This window comes from Mucilaginibacter pedocola (assembly GCF_002013915.1).
Classification (GTDB): Bacteria; Bacteroidota; Bacteroidia; order Sphingobacteriales; family Sphingobacteriaceae; genus Mucilaginibacter; species Mucilaginibacter pedocola.
Map to the genome: position 1 here is coordinate 203,924 of NZ_MBTF01000035.1, position 20,858 is coordinate 224,781.

The window sequence follows — 20,858 nt, forward strand, 5'->3', positions numbered from 1 at the left end:
CAATAAACAAATGACTACTTTAATCATCATATCTGTTTTGCCTATTGTGCTTTTGTACTTAGGTTTATATAAAGCTCAAAAGGCATTATTGCCTGTTACTATTATTGGCATGCTGGTGGCATTGGGTGCTGCCGTATGTGCCTGGAATAAAGACGATGTTGCCCAGCCCATTTACCATGGCATGATGCTGTTCAATAACTACTCAGTTGCATTCTCTGTAGTTAGCATTATTTCTACCATATTGATATTGATGCTTTCGAAGGGTTACTTCGAGAAAATCAGCAACCACATTGCCGAGTATTACGCTATTGTATTGTTCTCGCTTGCCGGTATAGTGGTAATGGTAAGCTACCATAACTTAACCATGTTGTTTGTAGGTATCGAAATTATGTCGGTAAGCCTTTACATATTGGCAGGTATACGTAAAAACGATTTTGCCTCTAACGAGTCGGCGCTGAAATACTTCCTGATGGGGGCTTTCTCAACCGGCTTTTTGTTGTTCGGCATTGCGCTTATCTACGGTTCATCAGGCTCTTTTGACCTGGATGGTATCCGCGATTATGTACTTACACATCCGCGCAATATCGACCCTATATTTTACACGGGTGTATTGTTGATCATCGTTGGCCTTTGCTTTAAAGTAGGTGCAGCACCATTCCACTTCTGGACACCGGACGTGTACGAAGGTGCGCCATCGCTTATTACAGCTTACATGTCAACCGTGGTTAAAGCAGCAGGCTTTGCTGCTTTCCTGAGGTTGTTCTTGTCTTGCTTTGGTTCTATCGCCGCTTTTTGGTCGCCGGTATTAATGGTAATTACTATCATCACATTGTTTATAGGCAACATAACCGCGTTGTACCAACAGAGCTTTAAGCGTATGCTGGCTTTCTCCAGTATATCGCATGCCGGCTACTTGTTATTTGCTATTGTTGCTTTAGGTGCAGCATCGGCAAGCTCAATATTTATGTACGCTACGGCCTATTCAATAGCATCTATTATAGCGTTTGGTGCTTTGGTATTGGTAAGGCAACAAACCGGTACCGATGATGTTGACGGCTTTAATGGCCTGGCAGCTAAAAACCCTTTCCTTGCCTTTGTACTTACAGTAAGCATGCTATCATTGGCAGGTATACCGCTTACTGCGGGCTTCATTGGTAAGTTCTTTATGTTCTCGGGCGCGTTATTACAGTATAAATACATTATGGTTATAGTGGCTGTAGTGAATGCTATCATCAGCATTTTTTACTACTTCAGAGTTATTATCGCTATGTATTTCCGTAGTGCCGAGCGTGCCGAAGTGCAAATTCCGGGCTATTACAAATTTGTTTTAGGCTTTGCAGCAGTAGTAACGATAGCTATCGGCGTATACCCTTCATTAATTTCGGGCCTTTTAATTTAGCACCAAATTTATTTTCCATATAATATTTGTAGTTTTACAGATATAGCTAATGGAGAATTTTTGGGAGTACCTGCGGACTTTAACCGAAGCTGAATCTATTATCAGCAGTGGTGGTTTCTACCTTCTGCTGATAGTGGTGTTTGCCGAAACGGGCCTTTTTTTTGGGTTTTTCCTGCCCGGAGATTACTTATTGTTTTTAGCTGGCCTGCTTAGCGCAGCAGGTATTATACAGGTACCGGTGTATACGTTGGTACTTTCGCTAATTGGTGCGGGCATATTGGGCAACTATACCGGCTATTGGTTTGGCTACCGAACGGGGCCCGTGCTGTTCAAGAAAAACGACTCGTTGTTTTTTAAAAAGCGGTATATTGCTGTTGCCGAAGAATTTTACGCCAAATACGGCGGCATGGCGCTTATTTTAGGCAGATTTTTCCCTATAGTTAGGACATTTGCCCCTATATTTGCAGGTGTTGTAAAGGTTGATATAAAGAAATTTACCATTTACAACATAGTTGGCAGCGTAGCATGGGTTACAACTCTTACGCTGGCCGGATATTTTTTAGGCAGGAGGTTTCCGCAATTGAAAGATTACCTGCAATACATAATACTTGGACTGATAACAATAACAACTGTTCCGCTGATATTTGCCTTTTTAAAAAAGAAGTTAACAAAAACGGGCGATACGGAACAAGCAGAATAATACAACATATACCAAATGAGCACACAACACCCATGGCACCAGGTTTCTCCGGGCGAAAACATTCCTGAAATTGTAAACGCTATCATCGAGATACCAAAGGGTTCTAAGGCCAAATATGAAATTGATAAAGAGTCGGGCTTATTGAAACTCGACCGCGTTTTATTTTCGTCGGTAATGTACCCGGCCAACTATGGTTTTATCCCGCAAACATACTGCGACGATAAGGACCCCTTGGATATACTGGTACTTTGCTCAACCGATGTTTACCCCATGAGCATTATTGAAGCCAAAGTAGTAGGCGTAATGCACATGGTTGATAACGGCGAACAAGATGATAAGATCATCGCGGTAGCAAAAAACGATATGTCGGTTAATTACATTAACGACCTTAACGAATTGCCACCACACGCCATGACCGAGATAGTGCGTTTCTTTAAAGATTATAAAAAACTTGAAGGCAAAAACGTAACTATTGAGCATTTGCTTGGTTTGCGTTATGCGCATAAGGTTATTTCCGAGGCGCTCGACCTTTATAAGGCCACTTTCCCCGTTTACCAATAATTAATTAATGGACCCCGCGCATACGTACGAGATAAACGGCTTTTATATAATTGCCACCATATTTTTGGTGCTGCTGAACGGCTTTTTTGTGGCTGCCGAATTTGCCATGGTAAGAGTACGCGGATCGCAGATAGAGCTAAAAGCTAAAAGCGGCAGCGGGGTAGCCAAAATTGCCCGGGGCATACTGCATAATCTTGATGGATACCTGGCTGCCACGCAGCTGGGTATTACCATTGCCTCGCTTGGGCTTGGCGTAGTGGGCGAAGAAGTTGCCACCAACATAATGGTGCGCGGCTTCATGAGTGTAGGCGTAGAGCTTAGCCCCTTGTTTATTTCGATAAGCCACGGGCTTGCCTTTGCAACCATCACCATATTGCATATTGTGTTTGGCGAGCTGGCACCAAAATCATTGGCCATACAAAAATCGGTGCGTACTACGCTGGCGGTATCTTTACCGCTGCAGTTTTTCTTTGTTGCTGCAAGGCCCTTCATCTGGCTGCTTAACGGTTTCGCAAACTTTATATTGAAGCTAATGGGCATCAGCACGCTGGAAGGCGGCGAAACGCACCATAGTTCGGAAGAGCTTCAGTACCTATTAGAGCAGGGTAAAGAGAGCGGCGCATTAGATTCTAACGAGCACGAACTTATCCAAAACGTATTCGACTTTAACGAGCGCGTGGTGAAGAATATCATGGTACCCCGTACTAAAATACAGGGTATTGAGATTGATACACCTACCGAAGAATTGCTGGAGATACTGATAACCGAGGGCTACTCGCGCATGCCGGTTTATGATGATGTGATAGATAAGATCATCGGCATAGTGCACGCCAAAGATATTTTGCCCCTTCTTGCACGCGGAGAAGAGATCGTTTTGAAAAACATCATTCGCAAACCTTACTTCATTCCCGAAACCAAAAAGATAAATGATCTGATGGCCGAGTTGCAGCAAAAACGCATACAGATAGCCATCGTATCTGATGAGTTTGGCGGCACCGCAGGTATGGTTACGCTGGAAGACATTGTTGAAGAATTGGTTGGCGAGATACAGGATGAGTTTGACGAAGAAAAACCTATCGTTGAAAAAATAAACGACCGCGAGTTTGTGGTGAATGCCCTTGCGCCAATATACGATGTGAACGAGCACCTGCCCCACGACTTACCGGAAGACGGCGATTTTGATACCGTATCCGGCTGGTTGGGCGATATCTTCGGTAAGATACCCGATGTTGGCGAGCAAAAAGAATCTAATGGCTACAACATCACCGTGCTCAAAAAATCCGACCAAAACATCGAATCGGTGAAGCTGGAGCTGCTGATAAACGAAGAAGACGCGGTTGACCTGCACTGATAATTTCCATACTTACTTTATTTTATCTGCGTTTTAATAATAGCTTTGCTTTAAAGCAACAGGCTGCGCTATTACTATGCATCTATTTTATACTCCCGGTATCAACCCATCTCTCCACGAATATTTTTTAAATGAGGAAGAAAGCAAACATGCTGTGCGTGTGTTGCGGTTAGCCAAAGGGGATGCTGTTACGCTGATAGATGGTGTAGGCGGTTTGTACCAAGCCGAGATAAAAGATGCCCATCCCAAGCGCACCATATTACAGGTAAATTCGGTACAAACGGAGTATGCTAAACGAAACCATTACCTGCACCTGGCTGTAGCCCCAACCAAAAATATCGAGCGCACCGAATGGTTTTTAGAGAAAGCCACCGAGATAGGGATAGATGAGGTATCGCTCATTATCAGCCAGCGTTCGGAACGCAAGGAGGCCAAGGCTGAACGGCTAAACAAAATCATCACTTCGGCCATTAAGCAATCTATTAAGGCGTATCACCCGGTTTTAAATGAAGCCGTGACTTTTGCTCAGTTTATAAAGAAACCCTTTGATGGGGAAAAGTATATTGCGCATTGCGCGGAAGGTGAAAAGCTGGCGCTTCCAGAAGCTATCGCTAAGCAAAGCCGGTATTTGATATTGATAGGCCCCGAAGGAGATTTTAGTCCTGCAGAGGTTGAGATTGCTTTGCAGAATGGATACAAAGCCATAACTTTAGGCGAAAGCCGCCTGCGCACCGAAACCGCTGCATTGGAAGCTTGTTTTGAAATAAACTTTTTGAACCGCTAATGAGGAAGCCGTTTTTTGCTGTAGCCTTTATTGTTGCTGCAATTGCTGTATGCAGCTTTACCGAGCCATCATACAAAATGGGCCGCTTAAAGTACAACGGCGGCGGCGATTGGTATGGCGACCGTACCGCACTTACCAACCTCATTAAATTTTGCAACGAGAACCTAAAAACCAACTTTCAACCCGAAGAGGAAACTGTGGAGGTTGGCAGCGCCGAGTTATATAACTATCCTTTTGTGTTTATGACGGGGCACGGCAACGTGATATTCAGCGAGCAGGAGGCTAAAAACCTACGCAAGTATTTAACGGGTGGAGGCTTTTTGCATATTGATGATAACTACGGGCTCGACCCGTTTATCCGCCCGCAAATGAAGAAGGTTTTCCCGGAGCTTGAGTTTGTAGAATTGCCTACCAATTACGCTATTTACCACCAAAAGTATAGCTTCCCGCAGGGCTTGCCCAAAATACACGAACACGATGGTAAACGCCCGCAAGGGTTTGGGTTGATATACAAAGGCAGGCTGGTATGCTTTTATACCTACCAATGCGATTTGGGCAACGGTTGGGAAGATTACGGCACCTACGCCGGCGATACGCAGGAAACCCGGCAAAAAGCCCTGCGCATGGGCGCAAACATGATACAGTATATATTTACCAAATAACTTATAGCCCGTTGTTATATGCATAAAATAAAAGTTAACGATAAGTTTGATTTTGAGGCAGAGAGGCAGGGTGATGCATTGCTGGTTAACAATAGTTTTGTTACGCCCGATATTAAAGAGCTGCGCCCCGGTTTATACCATATTGTAAACGGAACCGCATCGTACAATGCAGAGGTTATAAGTTTTGATAAAGAAGCAAAGGCGGCCGTTGTAAAGGTTAATAATACTGTTTACACCCTATCGGGTAAAGACAGGTTTGACATGCTGTTGGAAAAAATGGGGCTGAGCAATATGGCTGCAAAATCTGTAAGCGAAATAAAGGCTCCTATGCCGGGTTTGGTACTTAAAGTGTTTGTGGAGCCCGGTGCTGACGTAAAAAAGGGTGAAAATTTGTTTGTATTGGAAGCCATGAAGATGGAAAATATCATAAAAGCCCCCGCGGACGTTAACATTAAGGTAATTAAAATAAAACCTGGCGATAAAGTTGAAAAAGGGCAAATTTTAATGAGTTTTTAAGCGCGATAACGATCGAAAACGAAGAATATTTTAAAAAGTAACAACAAAAGGCATAAAATTTTATGCCTTTTGTTGTTTTTGTACTTTTTTATTGTGAACTTCCTTTTTCAATTCACTTAACTCATATTGCATGAAGAAAATTCTACTCTCATTCCTGCTGTTATTTGTTACCGCATCATTAGCTTTTAGTCAAAATAGCGTGATTACCGGTAAAGTAACAGACCAGAAAGACGGATCAGCGTTACCGGGAGTAACCGTGACCGTAAAAGGTACCCCTGGTATCGGCACCCAAACCGACGTCAATGGTAAGTACAGCCTTTCGGTACCTGCCGGTAAGGTGCTGGTGTTTAAATTTATCGGCTACAAAGCCGTGGAACTTGCTGCTAACAGCAGTGTAGTAGACGCAACGTTAGAAACCGACTCTAAACAACTTACCGAAGTTGTAGTAGTTGGTTACGGTACACAAAAGCGCCAAAACATTACAGGTTCGGTAGCCTCTATTGCTGCAAAAGAAATAGAGAATACCCCCGTAACTACCTTAGAACAAGCCATACAAGGTAAAGCCGCCGGTGTTGTTATACAATCAAACAACGGTAAACTTGGCCAGGGTATTAAAATCAGCGTTCGTGGTACTTCATCTATTTCGGCAGGTACGCAGCCACTTATCGTATTAGATGGTATTATCCTAAACCAGGGCGACATATCGAGTACAAACGCAGCCACTAATCCTTTGGCTGATATCAACTTTAACGATTTCGAATCGGTAGAGATATTGAAAGATGCATCGGCATCAGCTATCTATGGTGCCCGTGCATCAAACGGTGTTATACTACTTACCTCTAAAAAGGGTAAAGCGGGTAAGGCCAAGTTGAACTTCAGCAGCCAGTTTGGTAGCAGCAAGCCATCGAGGCACCGCCAGTTCTTAAATAGCGAGCAATACCTGCAAATAGAGCGCCGCGCAGGCGTGGGTGCTTCATTACAGGATTTTAATAATGGTTTTTATGATACTTACCAGGATGCACTTGATGATAATGCTGCATTTGTTGAAAGCCGTTTATTGAGGTATTCTGCAGGCGTTGCAGATGTTGGCGCAGCCAATGTTGATTGGGAAAAACAAGCATTTCAGGATGCACCACAGGCCATTTACGACCTTAACTTATCGGGCGGTAACGATAAAACTACCTACCTGATATCGGGCCAATACTCTGACCAAAAAGGTATTTTGGTGGGTAACCGCTTCAAAAAATATTCGGGCCGTGTAAACCTGAGCACTAAACCCTTTAGCCGCGTAGAAGTGGGCATGAACCTGAATTTTACCAATACGGTAAACAACCGTATATCGGATGATAACCAGTTCTCTACCCCGATGCAGATCGTGGCCTTATCGCCTATTACGCCTATTATAGACCCGCGCACAGGTTTATTGAGCGGTAGCTTACCGGGTTCGGCAAGTAACTATCCGGTTTATTATAACCCTTTGCTTAGCGTAGCAAACTCATACTATAACACTACCGTATTCCGTACTATTGGTAACGTTTACGGCAGCTGGGAAATTGTTAAGCACTTAACTCTCCGCAGCGAGTTCGGTTTAGACCAGACCAACCAAAACGAGGATAGCTATTACGGCCGTTTAACGTTCCGTAACACAGGTACGCCAAATGGTGCGGGCCAAAATACCAATAACGGTATCATCCACTACACTGTAAACAACTACATCAACTACAAAAACGTTTTCAACACCGATCACTCTTTGGATGTAACTGCAGGTACCAGCTACGAGTATAACCACTTTGTTGGTAATGATATACAAGGCCAGCAATTCCCTTCAGATGCTTACAAGCAAATTGCATCGGCGGCCGTAAAATCGGGTGGTTCGTCTTCGCAAAGCGAGTACGCATTTGTGTCGTACTTTTCTCGTGCTAACTATGCTTATAAAGGTAAATACCTGTTATCAGCAAGTGCACGTACCGATGCTTCTTCGCGTTTCGGTAAAAACAGCCGTTACGGTTTCTTCCCCGCAGCATCTGTGGGCTGGATACTTTCTGAAGAGAGCTTCCTTAAAAACTCTACTTTCATCAGCAATTTGAAACTGAAAGCCGGTTACGGTTTAACAGGTAATGCGGAAGTGGGCAATTACCCGGCATTAGGCTTATTTTCGGGTGATGCGGGTTATAACGGTTCTGCCGGCCAGCGCTTCATTCAAATTGCCAACCCTAACCTTAAATGGGAAACCACCGGTCAGTTTGATGTTGGTGTTAACTTCGGTTTCTTCAATAATCGTATTTCGGGTGGTTTCGAGTATTACCGCAAAAACACCCGCGACCTTTTGCTGGATGTAAATATACCGGGTACACTGGGCCTTTCTATACAAACACAAAACCTTGGTAAATTATACAATCAGGGTTACGAGCTTGAATTATCGGGCGATATTTTTGTTGGCAAATTTAAATGGACAAGCAGCTTTAACGGCGCATTCAACAAAAACGTAGTTACCGATATCAAAAAACAGGTATTGGGCTCTAACGACCTGAACCGCGTAATTGAAGGCCAGCCAATTGGTGTATTTTATGGTAAAGAGTATGCCGGTGTTGACCCAGCAAACGGCGACGCTATCTACTACCTGAATACTAAAGATGCTAACGGCAACTTTATCAGAACTACAACTAACGATTATAACGCGGCACAAAACGTAATTTTAGGCAACCCAACACCTAAATATACTGCCGGTTGGACCAACACCTTCGCTTATGCAGGTTTCGACCTATCGGTAACTATGCAGGGCTCTTGGGGTAACAAAATTTACAATGGCGGCGGGCAATACATGTCGGCTTCAGCAAGCAACGGTTTCGATAACCAAACAGTAGATCAAATGGCTTACTGGGACAAACCCGGCGATATTACTGATGTGCCTGAGCCTCGTTTATTTTACGGAAACGGCGTTAATGCATCAAGCCGTTACCTGTCAAGTGGCTCATACATCAGGATGAAAACCGTTGGCCTTGGCTACAGCATTCCTAAATCGTTACTGGCTAAAATTAAGCTTGCCAATGCAAGGGTATTCATGAATGCTTACAACTTATTCCTGATCACTAAATACAAAGGATGGGACCCGGAGGTGAACGCGGATTACCAGGCCAGCAATATCAACCTTGGTGTTGATTTCTACTCGGCGCCGCAGCCACGTACCATTACCTTTGGAGTGAACATAGGATTATAATTTTAATATTATAGCAATGAAAAAATTTAAATCGATATACCTTACAGCTTTTGGCACCGCGTTATTATTAACCGCCTGCAATAAGCAATTGGACTTAAAGCCCTTTCAGTCGGTAGGACAGGATGTGGCCATACTTACATCAACTGATGTGCAAATTACACTGGTGGGTGCCTATAACAGGCTCGCGCTATCGGGCACATACGGTGGCGGTAACTTCTTGCAGCCCGACCTGATGGCAACCCAAACAATAATTGACTGGCAGGGTACTTTTCAGGACCTTAGCCAAATGGTAGCCCAAACTATTACAAACGATAATGGTTTTGTGGAGGGTATGTGGCTAAGCTCGTACCAGGCCATTAACCAGGCAAACAACGTTATTGCCAATTTGGACAAAGTTGATGCAGCCTCAAAAGCTTCGTATGAAGGGCAAGCCAAATTTATACGCGGTATACTTTATTTTAACCTGGCCGAAATGTATGGCAAATCTTACAACGATGGCAGCCCGGCAACTAACCTGGCCGTACCTATTGTATTAACACCAACCACGGTGGTTGACGAGTCTTCAAAAGTGCCGCGCGCTACCGTTGAAGCTGTTTATCAGCAAGCTATTACCGACCTTACCGACGCGCAAAACCTGTTGCCGGCAGGTAATACCTTTTATGCAACCAAGAATGCTGCTACAGCTATGTTGGCGAGGATATACCTGCAAAAAGGCGATTACGCAAATGCACGCGATGCCGCTAATACCGTAATTGCATCTAACCGTTACTCCCTGGTAACACCTTACACAGCTGAGTTTCCTTATCCGGCACAAATTCACGTAGATAACACTACCGAAGATATTTTTGCCGTACAGGTTACTGCCCAACAAGGCACCAACGGCTTAAACACCTATTACGCATCTCCGGATGATAGCGGCCGCGGCGATATTATTGTAAGAGATAACTTTTTGGCCGAGTTTGAGCCGGACGATCAGCGCGCTGCTATTTACACTGAAGATAGCGACGGCATTTTGCGCGTAGGTAAGTTCAGCAACGTTTATGGTAACGTGCGCGTTGTGCGCCTTGCCGAAATGTATTTGATACGTGCCGAAGCAAACCAAAGGCTTGGTACTGCTATTGGTGCTACTCCCGCTGCCGATATCACTACAATACGTAACCGTGCGGGCCTGGGCAATGTTGCAGCAGTTACGCTGGCCGATATTTTAAAAGAGAGAAGGCTGGAGCTTGCCTTTGAGGGTGGTTTCTTCCTGCATGATGCCAAGCGTTTGCAGCAATCTGTTGGTGCTTTACCATATAATTCACCAAAATTGGTTTTCCCGGTTCCGTTGCGCGAGATAAACGCAAACTCGGCCCTGGTGCAAAACGAAGGTTATTAATAATAACCCGTTCTAAAACACAAAACCCCGGAGTGATAAGCTTCGGGGTTTTGTGTTTTATGATTATGCTATCAACTTTTCTATTTGTTCGAAAATATATTCTACCGTTTTATCCCTTATTTCATTTCTGCTATTGTTTTTATCGATGATATCTTCGGGTAGAAAAGAATGCTTGAACGGGTGTAGTTTCTTATAAAAAATAGCCACATAAATTTGACCTACGCTAGCGGTTGCCTTATAATCAGTAGATGGATCGATAGCAGAAGCCATACCGGTAACCGCCACATGGATGTCAGCATTGGGATAAAGCCTCTTTATGCCATAGCACATTGCCGTAGTTGTTTGCTGCGACTCGGCCGTATATTTTTTCAGGATTTTGCGTCGTACCCCTAATATTTTCACTTTTACATTTTCGTCATAAGTAACGATACTGCCTTTTAAAATTGCGGATGCGCCGGAAACAGATGCAATAGTGCTTGCTAACAACCCCGCAGTAATACTTTCTGCACAAACAATAGTGAGCGTTCGTTCTTTTTTTAATGCTTTGTGAAATTGCTCAACCGTTTCTATACTTATCATGTTAGTTTATTTGTAGTTATAAAATTTCATTGCAGCTATAATCATCGCGCTGAATTCGCCTGCTAAATTAACTGATGGCCCCCAATTTCATAAGTGCGTAAAACAAACCGGTACAGTGTAACGCTTGCGGTATCTTATTCTCGGCAAGTAATTGTTTTACTTCATCAATGGTATATTCCATCACCTCAATGCGTTCGTGCTCGTCTAACGATTGCTCCTGCACCTTTTTGCCGCCTTTCGCTAGGTAGCAGTAAGTAACATTACCTGCGGTAGATGGGTTAGCGTAAACCGTGCTGATGAGTTCTACGCTATTAAAGGCGTAGCCGGTTTCTTCCAGCAACTCGCGGCGCATGCCTTCTTCTTTATCTTCGCCTTCTTCTATTACGCCACCCGGTATCTCCAGCGATACAATGCCCGCCGCGTGGCGGTACTGGCGTATCATAATAATTTTATTGTCTTCGGTAAGTGCTACCGCATTTGCCCAGTTGGGGTACTCCAGTACGTAGTATTCGTCAACAATAGTGCCGTCGGGCATTTCGCATTTATCGGCGCGCAGGGTGGCCCAGGGGCCTTTGTGTACATAAGTGGTGGAAAGGGTTTTCCATTTATATTCGTCCATAGTTGTTTTTAAAGAAACCGTAGATGTGGTTCCTCTTGGTTAAATTATCAAAAGATTCGTAATGATGCTCGCTTTCTAACACATCAAAAATAACAAGCACCTTATTTAAAATAGCGGCTGTTTCTTCATCGGCCTTAAACGGCTCGGCAAATACATAAAGCATTTGGCTTAAGGCATTCAGCTTTTCGGAGCTGTAATTGGCAGATAGCAGCAGGTTTTTAAACTTTTCTGTATCGGCTTGCAAAAGGGTATCCAACTCGTGGTTATATTCATCTTGCAATACCTCGTTAAAATACTGGCGGTATTCTTCCTCTTTTTCTTCGGCCTTCAAGCCCATAAGTTTCGCCAGCAGCAAAGCCATTTTACGGGCCTCGTTAAGCAGGTAATCGCGTTGGTACATGGGTTATTAGAAATTGGAGGTTAGTTGATCAGAGGTTAGGTGGCACGGTGCTCCCCAACCTCTGATTAGAATTAAGTTATTGGAATTTGGAGCTCCCTCCGGCTTTTGGCTTTGATCTTTCGGCTTAAGGCTTCCATCACCAGCTTCCGCTGCTGCCGCCGCCTCCGCTGCTGCCGCCACCGAAGCCGCCCCAGCTGCTACCGCCGCCGGATGAACCACCCCAGCTGCCGCCGCCTCCGCTGCCGCTTCCAAGAGCATTAGCTGCCAAATACCACCAAAACGCATGCGAACCGCCGCGGCTGCCAATAATGCGCCTGCCGCCGCCCCCACCGCCACGCTTGCTGATGATAATGATGAGTATAACTACCACAATTATCACAATGAAAATAACGCTGCCAAGGCCGCCGCCTTCATTTTCATCTTTCTGTTTCGGCTCGGCTTTATATTCGCCTTTGGTGTATTTGATGATATCGTCGGTAGCGGCATCCAGCCCGCCGTAGTAATCGTTTTGTTTAAACCGTGGCCTTACATCTTTCTGGATGATCTGTTGCGTAATAATATCGGGGAGGGCGCCTTCTACGCCATAGCCTGTTTGAATAGATACCTTACGGTCGTTAACGGCTACCAGCACCAGTACGCCGTTGTTTTTCTCTTTAGTACCAATACCCCATTTGCGTATAAGGCCAACACCGTAGTCAATTATCTCTCGGCCGTCCAGCGTAGGGATAAGCACCACTGCTATTTGATTAGTAGTGCTGTCTTCAAACGCCTTTAGCTTTGCATCCAGCTGCGATACTTGCTGCGGGGATAGTGTACCTGTAAAGTCGTTCACCAGCCCGCGCGTGGGTTTTTCGGGGTAGTTTTGGGCGAATGCTAATGTTGCGCAGAGCACCAGCCCAACAAATAAAAATATTCTCTTCAGCATGGTATTCATGTTAGTTGCCATCCATAAAGGCAATGTCGTCGGGCAGTTCGTTCTTATCGTCGAGCAGGTGCGGAAAGTACTTTTTCAACTGTTCGCCTGCCTTGATAATCCCCGTTACAATGCCTTCAACAAGGTTGCCGTATTTAAACTGGCTCAGCATATCTTCTTTGGTACCATCCCAAAAATCAGGTGGAACAACCTTGTTAATACCGGCATCGCCAATAATGGCAAATTTGCGGTCTACGGTTGCTACGTATATCAACACACCATTCCGCAGGCGCGTTTTGTGCATACCCAGTTGGGTGAAGTATTTTGCGGCACGGTCTAAGGTTTCTTCGCTGCAGATTTTCTCAACGCATACGCGTATCTCGCCGGAGGTATTTCGTTCGGCATCGGCAACGGCCTTTTGTATACGAAGCTGTTCTTCGTCGGTAAATACTGCCATTTTTTTTTGTGATTTCACCGATGATTTATGATTTCACCGATGTGATTTTCTGATTCCACCGATGGCTTACTATTCCACCGATAGTATGAAAGCCTATAGGGTAACATTAATTTGCCCTATAGGCTACGACAATATTACTTCGTATCTTCTTTTTTAGTATCGGTATCAAAGTTAACCGACGGTGCTTTCTCTGAACCGGCATCGGCCTGGAAGTAGCCTTTCTCTTTAAAGCCGAACATTTTGGCAGTAATATTGGCCGGGAAGGCGCGTATTTTGCTATTGTAGGCTTGTACGGCTTCGTTAAAATCGCGGCGTGCTACGCTGATGCGGTTTTCGGTGCCTTCCAACTGTGCCTGTAAGCCTCTGAAGGCTTCGTTAGCGCGCAGAGTAGGGTAGTTTTCTGTTATGTTAAGCAATTTGCCTAATGCGGCACTTAACTGGCCTTGTGCTTCCTGGTATTTCTGGATGTTCTCGGGAGTTAGGGTAGCGGCATCAACCTGTACCGATGTGGCTTTTGCACGAGCCTCAACAACAGCGGTTAGTGTACCTTTTTCAAAATTGGCTTCGCCTTTCACGGTCGATACCAAATTAGGGATAAGGTCGGCACGGCGTTGGTATTGGGTTTGTACTTCGCCCCATTTGCTTTTTATATTTTCGTCGGCTGTAACCATGCTATTGTAGCTGCACGAGCTTAACGACATTGCCCCAACCATAATGGCCAGCGCGAAGAATAACTTTTTCATTGGATGTTTTTTTAGTTTATGGTGATGTGAATTTACGAATTAGATTACAAAAGCCATACCGATGTTACAAACCGTAACATTTGCGCCACAATGGCAATTTTTTGAGGGCTGTAGATGCAATAAAATGCAGTTAACCAATATATGATTTTATATTTGCTTCTGTTAAATTGTTTTACTGATCATCTATTTACGCCATTAATGAAGAAACTACTTGTATCATTAATATGTTTTGCAGGGCTTACCGCCGCTGCCCAAACCCCCACACACGAAAAATTAGTGCAATACGTGAAGCCTATTATAGGCACACAGCGTATGGGCCATACCTATCCCGGTGCTACCGTACCTTTCGGTATGGTGCAATTAAGCCCCGAAACCGATACCCCCAGCTACGAGCTGAACGGTAAGTACAACCCCGATGTTTACAAATACTGCGCAGGTTACCAGTACGATGATAAAACCATTGTAGGCTTTAGCCATACGCATTTCAGCGGTACAGGCCACTCGGACCTGGGCGATTTCCTGATTATGCCTACCGTTGGCGCTTTGAAATTGAACCCCGGTACGGCAGATAAACCCGGCAGCGGTTACCGCTCGGCGTTTTCGCACGCTAATGAGGTGAGCGAAGCCAATTACTACAAAGTAAAGCTGGACGAAAGCAACGTAACTGCCGAAATGACCACCACTACTCGTGTGGGCTTTCATCAATACACCTTTCCCAAAACCGATCAGGCGCACATCGTACTTGATCTGATGGCGGGTATTTACAACTATCCAGATAAAACCGTTTGGACATATGTAAAAGTTTTGAACGATAGCACACTGGTAGGCTTCCGCCAAACCAATGGCTGGGCACGTACACGTACGCTATACTTCGCCATGTCGTTCAATAAAGCATTCGCACAATACGGTTTTAAGAAATATGAGAAGCGCCAGGTATACGGCGGCTTCTGGGGTAAATTCAATCAAAGCAAAAACTTCCCCGAGATAGCCGGCAAACAAATACGTGCTTACTTCGATTTCAAGACCGAAGCCAACGAGAAGATCAAAATAAAATTTGCATTATCGCCGGTAAGCATGGATGGCGCACTGGTCAATATGCAGGCTGAAGCACCGGGCTGGGATTTTGAAAAGGTGAAAGCCGATGGGCAGGCCCAATGGGAAACTGCTTTGGATAAAATTACCGTAACCGGCAGCACCGAGAAAAAGCAGGATTTTTATACCGCCATGTACCACACCATGATAAACCCAACCATTTATATGGATGTGGACGGCCAATACAAAGGGCTTGATCAAAACGTACACAAGGCAGATGGCTTTGTTAATTATACCACCTTCTCGCTTTGGGATACTTATCGCGCCTTACATCCGCTGTTCAATATCATCGAGCCGCAGCGTAATGCCGACATGGTAAAATCGATGCTGGTGCATTACGACCAAAGCCCCGAGCACATGCTGCCTGTTTGGAGCAACAGCGCCAACGAGAACTGGTGCATGAGCGGTTACCACAGTGTGTCTGTTTTAGCAGATGCTGTAGTGAAGGGCAATGCGCCTTTTGACGCCAACAAAGCCCTGGATGCTGCCGTAGCTACCGCACGCCACCGCAGCTATGAAGGTATTGGCGAGTACATAGATAAAGGTTACATCGCTGATGAGCGTACCGGCGTATCGGTATCTAATACTTTAGAGTATGCTTACGATGATTGGGCAATAGCACAAATGGCGAAGAAGCTGGGCAAAACCGATATCTATAACGAATTCATCAAACGCAGCGAAAACTATAAGAACGTTTACGACCCATCAGTAGGGTTTATGCGCCCTAAACTGGCTAATGGTACATTCCGCGCTAAATTTGACCCGTTGAGCACCATTAACGAAGGCTTTATTGAGGGCAACTCTTGGAACTACACCCTGTTCGCCCCGCAAGATCCTGAAGGTTTGATAAAACTGATGGGGGGAGATAAACGCTTTGTGCGCTACCTCGATTCACTGTTCACGATGGAACTGCCGGATAAATACTTCGCCGAAACCGAAGATATTACCCGCGACGGTATCATTGGCAACTATGTGCATGGTAACGAACCATCGCACCACGTAGCTTACCTGTACAACTGGACCGGCAAGCCATGGAAAACACAGGAACGCATCCGGATGATATTGAACCGCATGTATAAACCTACGCCGGATGGTTTGGGTGGTAACGATGATACCGGCCAAATGAGCGCGTGGTACATCTTCAGCACACTGGGCTTTTACCCTGTCGCACCGGCCTCTAACGATTATGCCATTGGTAGCCCTGCTATCAACAGTGCGAGCATACAAGTTGGCGGCGGCAAAACCTTCAACATTACCGTGAAGAACCAAAGCGAGAAGAACGTTTACATCCAAAAGATGACGCTGAACGGTAAGCCGCTTACCTCGTTATCTATCACCCACCAGGATATCATGGCTGGTGGTGAATTAGTGTTTACTATGGGAAGCAAACATAAATAACCAAACAAATAACAAGATAATAATGGGCATGCCGGCAACGGTATGCCCGTTTTGCATTTAATGGAGGGCTTATGGTAATAAACTTTACTGATATAACATACCTAAAACATGGCTCTGCAGCGCAGCAGGAAGTTTATACTTTACTTACCGAATGGCAAGTGATGGATATGCTGAAGCACTATTCGCCAGTGCCCGTGGGTACGTTCCCTTTAGATATACAAGTACCCGGCAGCGATCTGGATATTGTTTGCTGTTATACTGATGCTGATTCGTTCGCAGCAGAAATGAAAGCACTGTTTGTTGCCGAAGATGGCTTTTCGATAAAGGAAATAAGCCATTTAGCAGAGCCCGCTGTACTGGTGAGCTTTATCAAAAGTGGCCTGCCCGTAGAAATATTCGGGCAAGCGATCCCCGTGATCGAGCAGATGGGCTATCGCCACATGCTTGCCGAGTATGCTATTTTACAGCACTTCGGCGAAGAATTTAAACAGGCTGTTATTGGCTTAAAACTACAAGGCATAAAAACCGAACCTGCCTTTTGCCAATTGCTGGGGCTTGGTGGTGATCCGTATCTGAACTTGTTGGAATACAAATTACCCACTTAAACTAAAAAGACTACGTTCATATTAGTAGCGGCCCTAAATTGTGGGCTTACATAAAACGTTCCGCTGGAACGTAGAGCGGATGCTGTTATTTCCTACCCATAAGCCGTTCCTATGGAACGAAGCGCCTCTATATCCCATCGGGATATTTTATAGGTAGATAAATGTAAACGCAAATGTCACGTTCCATAGGAACGTCTTATAGATAGAGATTGATTAGTTGAACAGCTTTTAATCCCGTAAAATTATTGTGGCAGCATCCCTATCTTTTGCAGCCACTTCTTAACAGCTGCATCGGTTTCGGTTTTCTTGTTACCTTCCATCACGTACAAAATACCATCTCGCTCAATGCCGCCTTTGGTGGTAAAGCCGTCTAAGACTTTGCTGTTTGGGCATAATTCCTTTACGGTATCAAAACTGCTGCCTATGCCGTAACCCGCATTTGTGTTAAACGGTATAATGGTTTTACCCTTAAGGTTGTATTGATGCAGGAAGCTTTTCATAGGCGGCGGCAATTGCATGCCCCACGTAGGGAAGCCTACAAATACTACATCATATTTCTCAATTCCCTCAATTTTGGTTTTCAGCGGCAGTAGGTAGCCCGTTTCATTTTCGTGAGCCACTTGGCTTACGGTTGTTTTATAATCTGCCGGGTAAGGCTTTTGCAGTTCAATTGGCATCAGATCGCCGCCGGTATAACCTTGTATTATCTCGGCCAGTGTTTTGGTATTGTTGGTGCGCGAGAGGTAAACTATCAGGATGCGTTTGCCACCTGTTGGGTTTGCGTCAGCAGGTGCTTGTTGCGCGCGCCCGCACGATGGCAGAATGAAAACGGTTAACACTGCGCACATCGCCGGTAATATTATTTTCCTCACAAAGTCTTTTCTTTTCATATCAATAGGCCGATGTAGTGTGCAAATTCACCAATTTCCATTTGCCGCTTTTTTTGCGGTTGTATACCTCGGTGTAAACCAGCGGATATACGCAACCGCCGTTTACGGTAAATGTGGCCCTGCCCACCAGCACGGCCACATTACCGAATACTTTTACCGACGCTTCTTCCTGCTGCTCTATTTTGTTGTACACAAAACGGCGGGTACGCAACTGGTCCATCCAATCATCTTTGGTGGTGGTGCGGCCGGTGATGTGTACGAACACCAGGTTATCATCAAAAAGCTCATCCACCAAATCAAATTTGCCCGTAGTTTTCCAGGTAAATTTATCGGCAGACAGCTTTAGTATTTCCTCTATTTTTTGGAGCTTACCTTCACTCATTTATTGCTCCGGGTTTATTTGCTTACCAATGCCTGTAAACTTGCAGGGTAACGTGCGCCTTCAATTTTTATTTGCGATGCTGCTTCCTCAATTTTGGCAAGGTCGGCTGTGCTTAGTTTTACATCCAATGCGCCGAGGTTTTCTTCCAAACGATGTAATTTGGTGGTGCCGGGAATAGGCGCTATCCATGGTTTTTGTGCCAGCAGCCATGCCAAAGCTATTTGGGCAGGCGTTGCTTCTTTTTCTTTAGCGATAGCCGTCAGCAGGTCAACCATTATCTGGTTAGCCTTACGGGCATCTTCGGCAAAGCGTGGTACAATGTTGCGGAAGTCGGTTTTGTCGAATTGCGTATCTGCACTTATCGCTCCGGTAAGAAAACCCTTACCCAGCGGACTAAAAGGCACAAAGCCAATTCCTAATTCTTCCAGCAATGGTAATATTTCTGCCTCGGGCTCGCGCCACCATAACGAATATTCGCTTTGCAGGGCAGCCACAGGCTGCACGGCATGTGCCGCACGGATAGATGCTGCGCCCGCTTCCGACATGCCGAAGTGCAGTACTTTACCTTCGGCTATCAGGTCCTTTACAGTACCGGCTACATCTTCCATGGGTACGCTTGGGTCAACGCGGTGCTGGTAAAACAGGTCGATGCGGTCGGTCTTCAGGCGTTTTAACGATTCTTCAGCAACCTTACGGATATGCTCGGGGCGACTATCAACACCATTGGTAGGCGTAGCATCTTTAAAACCAAACTTGGTAGCTATAACTAAGCTATCGCGATATGGGGCAAGGGCATTGCCCAGTAGTTCTTCGTTCGCAAACGGGCCGTAAGCCTCGGCGCTGTCAAAAAATGTAACGCCTTTCTCTACTGCTGCGTGCAGTAGTTTGGTTGCTTCGCTGATATCGGTAGCGGGGCCGTAGCCAAAGCTTAAACCCATGCAGCCTAAACCTAAGGCCGATACTTCCAGCCCGCTTTTACCTAATGTTCTTTTTTCCATAGTATGCATATTTGATGTTCTTTTAACAGAACAGTACAAATTTGCAGCCTGTTTTTGTAATACTGCTTATACGTATTACGGTATTGCCTACCAATATTACTGATGCGATTTTGGCGACAAGAAATAATATTGATAGATTTATAATGTGTTCTCAATAGTTCAATAAACCTCTTAGCATGGATGCCGGCCAGGTGATAGTAATAAACAGCGATCTTGATAAATTCAAGTTAGCGCAAGGCTGGGCTGTTTTGATTGTGACGCTGACAGTGCCATGGCTCGTATTACTGATACAGCCGGGTTGGGGCACGGCTACGTTTATTTTATTTACCAATCTGATATTTGCTGCGATAGCTGTCAATAGAGAACTGAGCTTGAAATTTGTAATAGATACAGAGAGCCAGGTTATGATACATTACCGGAGGCGGCTTTGGGCCGAGCAAACACCTGTAACCATAAATTTAAGGGATGCCTATGCGAAACTCTACACTGTGAATGATAGAGGGAATAAGTTTTGGGAATTAGCTATTATAGATAAAAGCCAGCAGAACAAAAAGATAATTTTGACAGAATTTAAAAGCGGTTACCACGAGAGGGACATAAGGCATGTATGGCTTACCCTTAAGGAACTTGGGGTTGAATACAGCTATAAAGAGTAACGAATTTTGCACTCCTAAATACAAAGAGAGGCTGTTCCATTTCGGAATAGCCTCTCTTTGTAAGATGCTTTGACAATTATGCGTAAACCACTTCTAATGTAATAGGCACATTCAGTGCTTTAGAGATGATACAGTTTGCTTTTGCGCCTTCGGCAATGGCTTTAAATTGCTCTTCGCTTACGCCTTCTATAATGCTGCCTTTAAGCGACAGGTGGATGCCGGTTACGGCCAATGCTGTCATATCCAGATCGAGGATAGCATCAGTTGTCAGGTCGCCGGGGGTAACGCCGTTTTGGGTTAATGCTGCGCCAACGGCCATGGTGAAACAGCCTGCGTGTGCTGCTGCCAAAAGCTCTTCGGGATTGGTGCCAATACCATCGGCAAAGCGGGTTTTGAAAGAATATTGTGTTTTATTTAATACGGTACTTTGGGTGGTTATTTCGCCGTTACCTGTTTGTAAGTTACCGTTCCAATGTGCATTTGCTGTACGTTTCATGATGTTTGTATTTTATTTGTTGTGTTTTGATAGGTCAAAGGTAGGCTGCCTTTTGCCCGCAA

General features: G+C 44.9%; 22 protein-coding genes. 12 read left to right on the forward strand and 10 right to left on the reverse strand.

The annotated features are described in order from the left end of the window. Nucleotides 1–10 precede the first annotated feature (10 nt). From BC343_RS23705 to BC343_RS23745, 9 genes are all read left to right on the forward strand, one after another. Nucleotides 11–1,399, forward strand: a complete 1,389-nt coding sequence (locus BC343_RS23705) for an NADH-quinone oxidoreductase subunit N (RefSeq protein WP_078350284.1) — start codon at nt 11–13, stop codon at nt 1,397–1,399. A 49-nt stretch (nt 1,400–1,448) separates the two neighbouring features. Next, a complete protein-coding gene (locus BC343_RS23710; protein ID WP_078350285.1) occupies nt 1,449–2,099 on the forward strand; it encodes a DedA family protein in 651 nt (216 codons plus the stop codon). Between the two features lie 15 nt (nt 2,100–2,114). Continuing rightward, entirely contained in the window at nt 2,115–2,660 is a 546-nt protein-coding gene (locus BC343_RS23715; protein ID WP_078350286.1) for an inorganic diphosphatase, read from the forward strand. 7 nt (nt 2,661–2,667) lie between these two features. Then, nucleotides 2,668–4,011, forward strand: coding sequence for a hemolysin family protein (locus BC343_RS23720; protein WP_078350287.1), 1,344 nt, complete (start codon nt 2,668–2,670; stop codon nt 4,009–4,011). A 76-nt stretch (nt 4,012–4,087) separates the two neighbouring features. After that, the gene (locus BC343_RS23725; RefSeq protein WP_078350288.1) at nt 4,088–4,795 is read left to right on the forward strand and encodes a 16S rRNA (uracil(1498)-N(3))-methyltransferase; all 708 of its coding nucleotides are present in this window, start codon (nt 4,088–4,090) and stop codon (nt 4,793–4,795) included. Then, nucleotides 4,795–5,457 (forward strand): DUF4159 domain-containing protein, encoded by a 663-nt coding sequence (locus BC343_RS23730; RefSeq protein WP_078350289.1) that lies wholly within the window; start codon nt 4,795–4,797, stop codon nt 5,455–5,457. The genes BC343_RS23725 and BC343_RS23730 overlap by 1 nt, the downstream gene beginning before the upstream one ends. A gap of 18 nt (nt 5,458–5,475) precedes the next feature. Further along, nucleotides 5,476–5,973, forward strand: a complete 498-nt coding sequence (locus BC343_RS23735) for an acetyl-CoA carboxylase biotin carboxyl carrier protein subunit (protein ID WP_078350290.1) — start codon at nt 5,476–5,478, stop codon at nt 5,971–5,973. A gap of 130 nt (nt 5,974–6,103) precedes the next feature. After that, nucleotides 6,104–9,190: a SusC/RagA family TonB-linked outer membrane protein gene (locus BC343_RS23740; RefSeq protein WP_078350291.1), complete on the forward strand. Its 3,087-nt coding sequence runs from the start codon at nt 6,104–6,106 to the stop codon at nt 9,188–9,190. 16 nt (nt 9,191–9,206) lie between these two features. Beyond that, on the forward strand, nt 9,207–10,568 hold the full coding sequence (locus tag BC343_RS23745; protein WP_078350292.1) for a RagB/SusD family nutrient uptake outer membrane protein: 1,362 nt from the start codon (nt 9,207–9,209) through the stop codon (nt 10,566–10,568). Between the two features lie 63 nt (nt 10,569–10,631). Here BC343_RS23745 and BC343_RS23750 read toward each other — a convergent pair whose 3' ends face one another. The 6 genes from BC343_RS23750 to BC343_RS23775 form a co-directional block, all read right to left on the reverse strand. After that, nucleotides 10,632–11,147 (reverse strand): CinA family protein, encoded by a 516-nt coding sequence (locus BC343_RS23750; RefSeq protein ID WP_078350293.1) that lies wholly within the window; start codon nt 11,145–11,147, stop codon nt 10,632–10,634. Between the two features lie 67 nt (nt 11,148–11,214). Continuing rightward, nucleotides 11,215–11,766, reverse strand: a complete 552-nt coding sequence (locus tag BC343_RS23755; protein WP_078350294.1) for an NUDIX hydrolase — start codon at nt 11,764–11,766, stop codon at nt 11,215–11,217. After that, on the reverse strand, nt 11,753–12,166 hold the full coding sequence (locus tag BC343_RS23760; RefSeq protein ID WP_078350295.1) for a hypothetical protein: 414 nt from the start codon (nt 12,164–12,166) through the stop codon (nt 11,753–11,755). Before BC343_RS23760 ends, BC343_RS23755 begins: the two co-directional genes overlap by 14 nt. Nucleotides 12,167–12,302: 136 nt before the next feature. Continuing rightward, the gene (locus BC343_RS23765) at nt 12,303–13,091 is read right to left on the reverse strand and encodes a TPM domain-containing protein (RefSeq protein ID WP_078350509.1); all 789 of its coding nucleotides are present in this window, start codon (nt 13,089–13,091) and stop codon (nt 12,303–12,305) included. A 10-nt stretch (nt 13,092–13,101) separates the two neighbouring features. Further along, entirely contained in the window at nt 13,102–13,536 is a 435-nt protein-coding gene (locus BC343_RS23770) for a TPM domain-containing protein (protein ID WP_078350296.1), read from the reverse strand. A 134-nt stretch (nt 13,537–13,670) separates the two neighbouring features. Continuing rightward, on the reverse strand, nt 13,671–14,279 hold the full coding sequence (locus tag BC343_RS23775) for a LemA family protein (RefSeq protein ID WP_078350297.1): 609 nt from the start codon (nt 14,277–14,279) through the stop codon (nt 13,671–13,673). A gap of 198 nt (nt 14,280–14,477) precedes the next feature. Between BC343_RS23775 and BC343_RS23780 the strand changes: the two genes are divergently transcribed. Continuing rightward, nucleotides 14,478–16,769: a GH92 family glycosyl hydrolase gene (locus BC343_RS23780; protein WP_078350298.1), complete on the forward strand. Its 2,292-nt coding sequence runs from the start codon at nt 14,478–14,480 to the stop codon at nt 16,767–16,769. 71 nt (nt 16,770–16,840) lie between these two features. Continuing rightward, complete coding sequence (locus tag BC343_RS23785) at nt 16,841–17,374, forward strand: DUF4269 domain-containing protein (protein WP_078350299.1); 534 nt, start codon at nt 16,841–16,843, stop codon at nt 17,372–17,374. A gap of 242 nt (nt 17,375–17,616) precedes the next feature. Here BC343_RS23785 and BC343_RS23790 read toward each other — a convergent pair whose 3' ends face one another. The 3 genes from BC343_RS23790 to BC343_RS23800 are packed head-to-tail and all read right to left on the reverse strand — an operon-like array spanning nt 17,617 to nt 19,644. Then, nucleotides 17,617–18,264: a flavodoxin gene (locus BC343_RS23790; protein ID WP_238381846.1), complete on the reverse strand. Its 648-nt coding sequence runs from the start codon at nt 18,262–18,264 to the stop codon at nt 17,617–17,619. A gap of 1 nt (nt 18,265) precedes the next feature. Continuing rightward, complete coding sequence (locus BC343_RS23795; RefSeq protein WP_078350300.1) at nt 18,266–18,646, reverse strand: nuclear transport factor 2 family protein; 381 nt, start codon at nt 18,644–18,646, stop codon at nt 18,266–18,268. Nucleotides 18,647–18,660: 14 nt separating this feature from the next. Next, nucleotides 18,661–19,644: an aldo/keto reductase gene (locus BC343_RS23800; RefSeq protein ID WP_078350511.1), complete on the reverse strand. Its 984-nt coding sequence runs from the start codon at nt 19,642–19,644 to the stop codon at nt 18,661–18,663. Nucleotides 19,645–19,820: 176 nt separating this feature from the next. On the opposite strand from BC343_RS23800, the gene BC343_RS23805 reads away from it, so the two are divergent. Further along, nucleotides 19,821–20,300 carry a hypothetical protein gene (locus tag BC343_RS23805; RefSeq protein WP_078350301.1) on the forward strand — a complete coding sequence of 160 codons (480 nt, stop codon included), beginning with the start codon at nt 19,821–19,823 and terminating at the stop codon, nt 20,298–20,300. A gap of 76 nt (nt 20,301–20,376) precedes the next feature. On the opposite strand, the gene BC343_RS23810 is transcribed toward BC343_RS23805, so the two are convergent. Further along, complete coding sequence (locus BC343_RS23810) at nt 20,377–20,796, reverse strand: OsmC family protein (RefSeq protein ID WP_078350302.1); 420 nt, start codon at nt 20,794–20,796, stop codon at nt 20,377–20,379. Nucleotides 20,797–20,858 lie beyond the last annotated feature (62 nt).